The following is a 3002-nucleotide window of genomic DNA, read 5'->3' on the forward strand; positions in this document are numbered from 1 at the left end:
CCTGGGCAAGGTCGTCGTCCCGGCGCTCCGGGGCGTGGACCTGCAGGTCCACCCGGGGGAGTTCATCTCCATCGCCGGGCCGTCCGGCAGCGGCAAGACGACGCTGCTCAACCTCATCGGCTGCGTGGACACCGCCACCACCGGCGTGGTCAGCGTCGCCGGGCAGGACACCAAGCAGCTCAGTGAGCGCCAGCTCACCGACCTGCGCCTGCACACCATCGGCTTCATCTTCCAGAGCTTCAACCTGGTGTCGGTGCTCACCGTCTTCCAGAACGTGGAGTTCCCCCTGCTGCTCCAGCGCAAGCTGGACAAGGCCCAGCGCCGCGAGCGCGTCATGCAGCTCCTGGAGCAGGTGGGCCTGGCCAGCCACGCGAAGCACCGCCCCAACGAGCTGTCCGGCGGCCAGCGCCAGCGCGTCGCCGTGGCGCGCGCGCTCGTCACCCGGCCCCAGCTGGTGCTCGCGGACGAGCCCACCGCCAACCTCGACTCGGTGACGGGCCAGCACATCATCGACCTGATGAAGGAGCTCAACCAGAAGGAGGGCACCACCTTCATCTTCTCCACCCACGACGCCAAGGTGATGAACCACGCGAATGCCGTGTGGCGCCTGGCGGACGGCAAGATTCTCGACCGGCTCAGCGCCGCCGAGGCGCAGCGGGCCATGGCCTCGGGGAGTCACTGACATGGGAGGGCACTTCCGGCTGCTGCTGCAGGTGGCGTTCCGCAACCTGTTCACCAGCAAGATCAACCTGCTCATCGGCGGCATCATCTTCTTCGGCACCCTGCTCGTCGTCGTGGGCGGGGCGCTGTTGGACAGCATGGACAGCGCCATGAGCCGCAGCATCGTCGGCAGCGTGGCGGGGCACCTCCAGGTCTACTCGGACGAGTCCAAGGACGAGCTGGCCCTCTACGGCGGCATGAGCGGCGAGCCGGACCTGGCGGCGCTCGACGACTACAGCCGAATCAAGCCGGTGCTGGAGAAGCACCCCAACGTGAAGACGGTGGTGCCCATGGGCACCAGCGGCGCGCTCATCACCTCCGGCAACACCGTGGACCTGACGCTCGCCCGCATGCGCGACCTCTACAAGCAGCGCGCGGAGAAGGGCGAGACGCCCGAGTTGAAGGCGAACATCGACAGCGTCAAGGCGCACGTGCGGCAGATGGTGGCGCTCATCGAGGAGCAGAACGCCAAGGGCCGGGTGATGCTGAGCGAAGCCGCGCAGGACCCGGCCGAGGTGGAAGCCCTCGCCCGCGCCCGCACGGACGCCTTCTGGGACGCCTTCGACCAGGACCCGTTCGGCTCGCTGGAGTTCCTGGAGAACCGCATCGCCCCGCAGATTCCGGACGGGGACATGCTCGACATGCGCTACGCGGGCACGGACCTGGACGCCTTCCAGAGCACCTTCGACCGCATGGAGCTGGTGGATGGGCAGATGGTGCCCCGGGGCAAGCGCGGCATGCTGCTCTCCAAGTTCTTCTACGAGAACGCCCTCAAGCTGAAGACGGCGCTGCGGATGGACAACCTCAAGCAGGAGCGGGACGTCAACCAGAAGCGCATCGCCACAGACCCGCAGATGCAGCGCTGGGTGAAGGAGAACCAGACGCAGACGCGCGAAATCCTCTTCCAGCTGGACCCCATCAAGACGCGCCAGGCCACCGAGCGGCTGCAGAAGGCCCTGGGCAGCCAGGAGCCGAAGCTGGAGAAGCTGCTGGTGGACTTCTTCGCCACGGACGACGCCAACTTCGACACCCGCTACGCGCAGTTCTACTCGGAGCTGGCGCCCCTGCTGGAGCTCTACCGCATCCGTATCGGGGACTCCCTCACCATCAAGGCCTTCACGCGCACCGGCTACGTCCAGAGCGTCAACGTGAAGATTTGGGGCACCTACCGCTTCAAGGGCCTGGAGAAGTCCGCGATGGCCGGCGCCATCAACCTGATGGACCTGATGTCCTTCCGGGACTTGTACGGCTACCTCACCGCGGACAAGAAGGAGGAAATCGCCGAGCTGCAGAAGCTCAACGCGGTCAAGGCGGTGGCCCGGGAGAATGCCGAGGAGGCCCTCTTCGGAGAGGACAGCGGCAACACGCTGGTGGCCAATGCCACCCCGGGGCTCATCGACGAGAAGGACTCCTTCGACGGCTCGCTGGGCTCGCTTCGCCGGGACGACCTGGCGGCGCGCGTCTACTCCCAGGAGGAAATCGAGAAGGGCGTGGCGCTCAGCGCGGCGGTGATGCTGAAGGACCCGGAGAAGCTCCAGCAGACGATGGCGGAGCTGAAGCAGTCGGCCACGGACGCGGGGCTGAAGCTGCGGGTGGTGTCCTGGCAGCAGGCGGCGGGCATCATCGGCCAGTTCGTGCTGATGGCGAAGCTGGTGCTCTACTTCGTGGTCTTCATCATCTTCGTGGTGGCGCTGGTCATCATCAACAACGCGATGATGATGGCCACGCTGCAGCGGGTGCGCGAGGTGGGCACCATGCGAGCGATTGGAGCGCAGCGCTCCTTCGTGCTGGGCATGGTGCTGGTGGAGACCGTGCTGCTCGGCCTCGTCTTCGGCGTGGCCGGCGCGCTGGTGGGCAGCGGCATCATGGCCGCGATGGGCAGCGCGGGCATCCCCGCGGCCAACGAGTGGGCGTACTTCTTCTTCTCCGGCCCGCGGCTCTACCCCACGCTGAGCGTGGGCAACCTGGTGGCGGCCTTCGTCATCGTCCTCGTCGTTTCGGCCATTTCCACCCTCTATCCCGCGTTCCTCGCGACGCGGGTCTCGCCCCTCCAGGCGATGCAGACGGACGAGTAACGACATGCTCCAGCTCTTCCTCATCGCATTCCGCAACCTCGGCACCCACCGCCGCCGCACGCTGCTCTTGGGCGGGGCCATCGCCGGTGTCACCGCGCTGCTCGTCATCCTGATGGGGCTGTCCACCGGGATGAAGGACACGATGTTGCGCTCGGCCACCACGCTGTCCACCGGCCACGTCAACGTGGCCGGCTTCTTCAAGGTGTC

The 3002-nt window shown here is 66.9% G+C and carries 2 protein-coding genes and 1 pseudogene; all 3 read left to right on the forward strand.

The window, feature by feature from the left end; translation table 11 throughout:
- Position 1 precedes the first annotated feature (1 nt).
- Positions 2–682, forward strand: a complete 681-nt coding sequence (locus G4D86_RS51490; RefSeq protein ID WP_205520433.1) for an ABC transporter ATP-binding protein — start codon at positions 2–4, stop codon at positions 680–682.
- Between the two features lies 1 nt (position 683).
- Positions 684–2795 (forward strand): FtsX-like permease family protein, encoded by a 2112-nt coding sequence (locus tag G4D86_RS51495; protein ID WP_164003065.1) that lies wholly within the window; start codon positions 684–686, stop codon positions 2793–2795.
- A 4-nt stretch (positions 2796–2799) separates the two neighbouring features.
- Positions 2800–3002: pseudogene (locus tag G4D86_RS51500) on the forward strand (ABC transporter permease); the annotation flags it as partial.

The organism is Pyxidicoccus caerfyrddinensis, from assembly GCF_010894405.1.
Classification (GTDB): domain Bacteria; phylum Myxococcota; class Myxococcia; order Myxococcales; family Myxococcaceae; genus Myxococcus; species Myxococcus caerfyrddinensis.